Source organism: Falsiroseomonas sp. HW251 (assembly GCF_050563545.1).
In the GTDB taxonomy this organism is placed as follows: domain Bacteria; phylum Pseudomonadota; class Alphaproteobacteria; order Acetobacterales; family Acetobacteraceae; genus Falsiroseomonas.
In genome coordinates this window covers 1-581 of record NZ_JBNXUM010000109.1, presented here as the reverse complement: position 1 = coordinate 581, position 581 = coordinate 1, and the positions used below count along the sequence as shown (strand labels likewise).

General features: G+C 72.3%; 1 protein-coding gene. It reads right to left on the bottom strand.

Annotated elements, in window-relative coordinates; genetic code table 11:
• Window positions 1–581 (bottom strand): IS110 family transposase (locus ACLF3M_RS35405; RefSeq protein ID WP_430661715.1); only part of this gene is annotated, 581 nt, incomplete at both ends.

Here is a 581-nt window from a genome sequence, read left to right as displayed (position 1 = left end):
CCCCGATGATCAGCAGCCGACGGATGTACGCGTCGCCCTGGTGGGTGATCCGCCCCAAGCGCGGCTTCCCCCCGGTCGACTTCTGCCGCGGGACGAGGCCTAGCCAGGCGGCGAACTCGCGGCCGGAGCGGAACGACGCGGCGTCCGCCACCGTGGCCACGATCGCGCTCGCGATCAGCGGCCCGACGCCCGGGATCTCTGCCAGGCGCCGGCTCACCGGATCGGCGCGGTGCCAGGCCCGGATCTCGGCGTCGATCCGCTCGATCCTCTCGTCGGTCTCGACCAGTTGCCGGACGAGCAGCTCGAGGATCTTGCGGCCGGGCTCGGGGACCGCGTCGCCATCGAGATGCGCCCGGAGGCGGCCGACGTGCCGGATGCCCTGCGGCTCGGCGATGCCAAACTCCCCCAGGAGCCCGCGCAGCGCATTCACCGCCTGGGTGCGCTGGCGGACCAGCAGGTCGCGGGTCCGATGCATGACGAGGACGGCCTGCTGCTGCCTCGTCTTGATGGCTACGAAGCGCATCGAGGGTCGGGTCACGGCCTCGCAAATCGCCTCGGCGTCGGCGGCGTCGTTCTTGCCG